8 protein-coding genes are annotated in these 6,192 nt (G+C 68.5%); 4 read left to right on the top strand and 4 right to left on the bottom strand.

The window, feature by feature from the left end:
* Positions 1-84 precede the first annotated feature (84 nt).
* Positions 85-1,197, bottom strand: coding sequence for a 3-dehydroquinate synthase (gene aroB / locus O0J73_RS10555; protein WP_006463692.1), 1,113 nt, complete (start codon positions 1,195-1,197; stop codon positions 85-87).
* Complete coding sequence (locus tag O0J73_RS10550; RefSeq protein WP_053512073.1) at positions 1,194-1,736, bottom strand: shikimate kinase; 543 nt, start codon at positions 1,734-1,736, stop codon at positions 1,194-1,196. Before O0J73_RS10550 ends, aroB begins: the two co-directional genes overlap by 4 nt.
* A 98-nt stretch (positions 1,737-1,834) precedes the next feature.
* On the opposite strand from O0J73_RS10550, the gene O0J73_RS10545 reads away from it, so the two are divergent.
* Positions 1,835-2,038 (top strand): dodecin family protein, encoded by a 204-nt coding sequence (locus tag O0J73_RS10545; protein ID WP_005410663.1) that lies wholly within the window; start codon positions 1,835-1,837, stop codon positions 2,036-2,038.
* A gap of 6 nt (positions 2,039-2,044) precedes the next feature.
* Here O0J73_RS10545 and O0J73_RS10540 read toward each other — a convergent pair whose 3' ends face one another.
* Positions 2,045-2,872, bottom strand: a complete 828-nt coding sequence (locus O0J73_RS10540) for a kinase (RefSeq protein WP_308308657.1) — start codon at positions 2,870-2,872, stop codon at positions 2,045-2,047.
* A gap of 40 nt (positions 2,873-2,912) precedes the next feature.
* On the opposite strand from O0J73_RS10540, the gene pdxH reads away from it, so the two are divergent.
* The 3 genes from pdxH to O0J73_RS10525 all read left to right on the top strand — a co-directional run bounded on the left by pdxH (position 2,913) and on the right by O0J73_RS10525 (position 4,516).
* Complete coding sequence (gene pdxH / locus O0J73_RS10535) at positions 2,913-3,512, top strand: pyridoxamine 5'-phosphate oxidase (RefSeq protein WP_006463685.1); 600 nt, start codon at positions 2,913-2,915, stop codon at positions 3,510-3,512.
* Positions 3,513-3,521: 9 nt separating this feature from the next.
* Positions 3,522-3,881: a hypothetical protein gene (locus tag O0J73_RS10530; RefSeq protein ID WP_006463683.1), complete on the top strand. Its 360-nt coding sequence runs from the start codon at positions 3,522-3,524 to the stop codon at positions 3,879-3,881.
* Positions 3,882-4,042: 161 nt separating this feature from the next.
* Positions 4,043-4,516, top strand: a complete 474-nt coding sequence (locus tag O0J73_RS10525) for a DoxX family protein (RefSeq protein WP_006463681.1) — start codon at positions 4,043-4,045, stop codon at positions 4,514-4,516.
* Positions 4,517-4,563: 47 nt separating this feature from the next.
* Here the strand turns inward: O0J73_RS10525 and prpR are convergent, their stop codons facing one another.
* Positions 4,564-6,147, bottom strand: a complete 1,584-nt coding sequence (gene prpR / locus O0J73_RS10520) for a propionate catabolism operon regulatory protein PrpR (protein WP_308308656.1) — start codon at positions 6,145-6,147, stop codon at positions 4,564-4,566.
* Positions 6,148-6,192 lie beyond the last annotated feature (45 nt).

Genomic DNA, 6,192 nt, shown 5'->3' with positions numbered 1-6,192 from the left:
GGCCGGCAACGTCAGCAACGTGGAAGCCGGCCAGCGGCCGACACTACCGGGTTGCGCGGCAGGATTGCCGACCAGCGGCCGGCATTACCGGACCGACAGCACCTTCAGCACCGCTGCCTCATCCACGTCCGGCACCACTTCGGCCCGGCCCATGCCGCGCCACAGCACCAGGCGCAGGCGCCCGGCCACATTCTTCTTGTCCAGCCGCATGCGGCCGAGCAGGGCCTGCGGGTCCAGCCCGGCCGGGATCGCCACCGGCAGGCCGAGGCGTTCAAGCAGTGCCTGCAGGCGCGCGCGGTCGGCGTCGTCGGCCAGGCCCAGGTCGGTGGACAGCTTCGCCGCCAGCACCATGCCCACTGCCACCGCTTCGCCGTGGTTCAGCGCATCACGGCCCGGGGCCGAGTAGCCCTGTTCGGTCTCGATGGCATGGCCGAAGGTGTGGCCGAGGTTGAGCAGGGCGCGCTCGCCCTTCTCGAACGGATCGCGTTCGACAATCGCGGCCTTGTGCCGGCAGCTGCGTGCGATCGCTTCGGACAGCACGCCGTCTTCGCCAGCAACCAGCGCCTCGGCATGGTGCTGCAGCCAGTCGAAGAAGGCGGCATCGCCCAGCGCACCGTACTTCACCACTTCGGCCAGGCCGGCACGCAGTTCGCGTGGTGGCAGGGTGGCCAGCACGCGGGTATCGGCGATCACCGCGCGCGGCGGATGGAAGGCGCCCACCAGATTCTTGCCGGCCGGAATGTCCACCGCGGTCTTGCCGCCCACCGACGAGTCGACCATCGCCAGCAGGGTGGTCGGCAACTGCACGCAGTCCACGCCACGCATCCAGCACGCCGCCGCGAAACCGGCGAGGTCACCGACCACGCCGCCGCCGAGCGCGAATACGCAGGCATCGCGGGTGGCACCCAACGCGGCCAGTGCTTCGATGGCGCGGCCGAATTCGGCCAGGGTCTTGGAGGCTTCGCCCGCAGCCAGCACGTGCTCGCCGATGATCAGGTCGGGGCGTGCCGCCAGCAGCGTCTGCTTCACCGAGGCCAGATAGCGCGGCGCGACTTCACTGTCGCTGAGCAGCAGCACGTGGCGGCCGCGCACATGCGAGGCCAGCGCGGCGCCGTCGGCCTGGGCGCCAGCGCCGATGGTGATGGTGTAGGGGCGGTCGCCGCCAACGGCGACCTGCAGCAGTGCGGGGGAAGTCATGCGGTCAGGTCCTGGCGCTGCCATTGCGTGGCCAGCTTGACCACCAGCTGGGCGGTCGCGTCGGCAGCGGTATACGGGTCGGTATCGAGGGTGAGGTCGGCCAGTTCGCGGTACAGCGGGTCGCGGTGTGCGGCCAGATCGTGCAGCACCTGCTCGCGGTCCGGACGCTGCAGCAGCGGCCGGCCCTTGTCGCGGGCCAGGCGGTCCAGCTGCGCGGCCACGCTGACCCGCAGGTAGACCACGAAGCCGCGCCGGGCGATCAGCGCACGGTTGCCGGGGTCCAGCACCGCACCGCCGCCGGTGGAGACCAGCTGGCCGCGGCCTTCCAGCACGCGTGCCAGGGCCTCGCGTTCATGGCTGCGGAAGCCGGCTTCGCCCGAATGCTCGAAAATGGTGGGGATGCTGGCGCCGGCGGCATCGACGATGGCCTGGTCGACATCGACGAAGTCCAGCGTGAAGCGCTCGGCCAGGCGGCGGCCGATGCAGGTTTTGCCAGCGCCCATCGGGCCGATCAGGATCAGGTTCGGAGCAGGATTCATGCCCTCTGATGCTAACACCTCCGTGCCCCGGCCTTTACGTTCTTCACGTCAGGGTAGGCGTTCCTGCGGGGTCTCCCGCGCCAGCCGGAGTACAGGTCATGACGGTCGCCAAGGTCATCGAAATCACCGCCTCCTCGCCGAAAAGTGTGGAGGACGCGGTGCGCAGCGGGCTGAAGAAGGTTTCCGAGACGGTCAAGGGCATCCAGGGCGCCTGGGTGAACGAGACCAAGGTGGTCACCAACGGCAGCGGCGAGATCACCGAATGGCGGGTCAACCTGCGGGTGACGTTCCTGGTGGAGTAGGTGGCCTCAGCGCACGCCCTGGACCTGGCGCTGGCCGTCCAGCACCACCACGTGGTCGGCCAGGGCGGGCAGGGCCTGCAGCGCCTGCCGGCTGACCCGTTCGTAGTACTGCACGAAGCGCTCCAGCTGAGGCCGGCTCATTCCGTGCCGGCCCGGCTGTGCGGCCTGTAGGTTCTGTTCCTGCTGCCAGCGCCAGCGCGGCACTACCGAGAAGTCCGGTGGCTGCAGGAACCACAGGCGGTCGCAGCGCTGCCACAGCGCCGGGTAGTTGCGGGCCAGCGCCTGGTTGCACCATCGCCGCCAGCGGCCATCGGTGTCGGCCTCGCGTTCCAGTGCATTCAGTGGCGCGTCCAGCGCGTCGTCATCCTGCGCGGGCGTACCGAGGAACCAGCCTTCGAATACCAGCAGGTCCAGCGGTTGTTGCAGGCGTGGCCACTGCGCCTCGGGCAGGCGCTCATCGGCCAGCTTGTCGAAGCGTGGCATCGCGAAGGGCTGGCGCGCAGCCACGGCGTCGAGCACGGCGTGGGCCAGTGGCAGATCGTGGGTGCCGGGCGGGCCACGGGTGATCAGCAGCGGGTGTACCTGGCGGGCCAGCCGCTGGCGCTGCGCCCGGGTGAGGTAGGCATCATCGATCGACAGCGTGGCCGCGTTCAGGCCGCGCGCCTGGGCACGTGCCACCACCTGCGCGGCCAGCGTCGATTTGCCGCTCCCCTGAAGGCCGCTGATCGCCAATACTGGAACCGCCGTGCCGCTGCCCAGCACATCGTCCAGAACCCGCTCGGCCAATGTTTCGGGGAATCCTTTCACCTGGGGCATATACGCAGCAGCGACCATGCCGCCACAATAGCCCAAACCGTGTGAGAAGAACGCAATCATGAGCGACCTGTACGCCGAAGCCCTGTCCACGTTTGCCGGCCTGTTCGATGAGGCCAAACAGAGCCGCGAGGTCGAGCCGAACGCGATGACCGTGGCCACTGCCGATGTCAACGGCCGCCCCTCGGCGCGCACCGTGCTGCTGAAGGCGTTCGATGAGCGCGGCTTCGTGTTCTACACCCATCTGGACAGCCACAAGGGCCAGGAACTGCAGGCCAATCCGCAGGCCGCGCTGCTGTTCCTGTGGCGCAGCCTGCGCGAAGCCGGCATCCAGGTGCGCATCGAAGGCCGTGTCGAGCAGGTCGCCGACGCCGAGGCCGATGCCTATTTCGCCAGCCGCCCGCGCATGAGCCAGATCGGCGCGTGGGCTTCGCAACAGTCGAAGACGCTGGCGACGCGTGAGGAATTCGACGCGCGCGTGGCCGAGATCGAAGCCCGCTTCGAGGGCAAGGACGTGCCGCGCCCGGAAGGCTGGAGCGGCCTGCGTGTGGTGCCTGACCGCATCGAATTCTGGTACGGCGCGCAGTTCCGCCTGCACGAGCGCTGGTGCTACGAAGCCGGTGCCGAAGGGCGCTGGAGCAAGCGGCTGCTGTACCCGTAAGGCGGGCTGATGCAACGCCTGCCGCTGTACCGCGTGGTGGTGTTCGTGCCGTCGGCAGCACTGGATGCGGTGAAGCAGGGCATCCTCGCGGTGGACGCGCTGGCGGCCGGCGACTACGAGCACGGGATGTGGTGGTCGACGCCGGGGTTCGAACAGTTCCGTCCGCGCGTGGGTGCGTCGCCCGTGCAGGGTGAGGCGGGTCGCACCGAGGTGGTCGACAGCGTGCGCCTGGAATTCTGTCTGCCTCGGAATCCGCAGCGGCTGCAGCGCATCTTCGAACAGGGAATCGTGCCGCATCACCCGTGGCAGGTGCCAATGGTGCAGGTGGAGGAAATCGAGCTGCTGCTTGCTGACGCAAGTTTTTTGTAGCGTCGAGCCATGCTCGACTGCTGTTGCTCCGGCGCGCAAGGCAGTCGAGCATGGCTCGACTCTACAGGAGCGGGTTGTCGCGAACGGACGGGTCAGCTTCATCTGCGAGCAGGCCGGCAACCGGCACACTCCGACGAATGTCCTCGACTTCCGGAGTTGCCATGCCGTCCTGGCGTTGCCTTTTTGCCGTGCCATCACCGCGGCGTGGCGTGGAAGCAGCCCTGCTGCTGCTCGCCCGCATCGTCGCCGGGGTGATGTTCTGCGTGTCCGGCTGGAACAAAGTGTTCACCGATGCGGGACGCGAGCGGATGGTGCATACGCTGGTCGATGCGGGTATCCCATTCCCTTTGCTCAGTGCGCCGGTGCTCGGCGCAATTGAGTGGATTGCGGGTGGCCTGCTGGTGTTGGGCCTGCTCAGTCGCCCGTCGTCACTGCTGCTGGCCGCGATCTGTGCGGTGGCCGCGCTGACCGATGGCATTGCGCGCATTCCGGCCGGGCTGAGCGTGCCCGATTGGCTGAGCTGGTTCTTCTACCTGAGCGAAGTGCCGCTGGGTGTGCTGCTGCTGTGGATAGCGGCAGTGGGCAGTGGCCGCTTCGCCATCGAGGCACGCTGGGCGCGCTCGCGCCATCTGTAGAGTCGAGCCATGCTCGACTGGGGAAAAGCAGTCGAGCAAGCTCGACGCTACAGCCCTTCTGCGCGCAGCCAGCGCCACAACGTGGTGCGTGACACGCCCAGTGCCTGCGCCATACCTTCGCGGTCATTGCGGTGTTCCTGCAGCAGCGCTTCCAGCTGCGCACGCGGCGGGCGCTTGCCGTTGCTCTCCACCGGCAGGGCAGGGGTGCCCTCGCGCATCAGCTCCGGTGCCAGCTGCATCAACCGCGCGGTGTTGATCAATCCCTCGCCCGGCTGCCAGTGGATGCGCAGGCGATCCACCAGGTTGCGAAGCTCTCGCACGTTGCCGGGCCATTCGGCGGAGGTCAGCAGGGTCATCGCGTCCTCGGCCAGCGGCGCGTCGATGCCGCGCAGCTGGCGGAAAAAGTGCTGCGTCAGCAGCGCAATGTCACTGCGCCGGGCTCGCAGCGAGGGCAGGGCGATGCGCAGCGCGGCCAGCCGGTAATACAGGTCGCGGCGGAAGCTGCCGGCCGCCGCGCGCTGTTCCAGCGACTGCAGGGTGGCGGCGACCACGCGCAGATCGACCGGGGTCGGTTCGGTGGCGCCCACGCGCAGTACTTCGCGTTCTTCCAGAACCCGCAGCAGGCGGGTCTGCAACGGCAGGGGCAGCTCGCCGATTTCATCCAGGAACAGGGTGCCGCCGTCGGCCGCCTCGACCAGGCCGACACGGCCACCCCGCCGCGCGCCAGTGAAGGCGCCATCGCTGTAACCGAACAGCTCGGCTTCCAGCAATGATTCGCTGATCGCACCGCAGTTCAGTGCAACGAAGCGTCCACGACGGCCACTGGCCGCATGCAGCTGGCGTGCCACCAGTTCCTTGCCGGTGCCGGTTTCGCCGGTGACCAGCACGGTGCTGTCGTGCGGCGCGTACAACGCGATCTGCGCGCGCACCTGTGCCATTGCCTCGCTGTCGCCGAGCAGCTCATGCGCTTCGCTGCGCGGTGCCGCGCGACGGCGCGGGGCCGGCCGATGGCCAGCGGAGCGGGCCAGGTTCTGGGTCAGTTCCAGTGCGTGCTCGAATGCCTGTCGTACCGAATCGGCGGAGTACAGCAGCACGCCGGGCAGCCCAGCCTGTTCGGCGTGGTCGATGGCCATGCCGGTGCCGACAATCACCTCGATGCCGTTGGCGCGCAGGTCGGCGATGCAGTCGCGCGCGTCCTCGCGGGTGACGAAGCGGCGATGCTCGATATCCAGGCCGAAGCTCTGCTGGAAGTTGCTGAACACCGGTACGTCACTGGCGTGGGTGACCAGGCCGATACGGCTGGCGATGCGCCGTGCACGCGCCAGTGCCTCCATCAGGTCGAAGCCGTTGGCCTGGATCGGCACCAGCGGCAGGTCGAGCCGGCCGCGCAGCCAGGCGGCGTTGGAGCCGCCGGCAATCACCACGTCGCAGTGTTCACGGCGCAGGCGCTGGCCGATCACGTCCACCGCCTCCTCGAAGCCGAGGTTGATCTGCTCGATGCGCGCACGGCGGTCGAACTCGGGGATGACGTCGCCGAGCAGGCCGGTCAGGCGCGAGACGCTGACCGTCCAGATCACCGGACGGCCGGGGTCGGTGTCGGCATGGCGCAGCGGGGAACGGGGCAGGTACATGGCGGTGAGAGCGGACAGGGTGTTTCATGATACATCTGTTTCAAT

The sequence above is a fragment of the Stenotrophomonas sp. Sm6012 genome (assembly GCF_030985895.1).
In the GTDB taxonomy this organism is placed as follows: Bacteria; Pseudomonadota; Gammaproteobacteria; order Xanthomonadales; family Xanthomonadaceae; genus Stenotrophomonas; species Stenotrophomonas forensis.
Note: the sequence above shows the minus strand (reverse complement) of the source record. Positions and strands in the feature narration are given on the sequence as shown.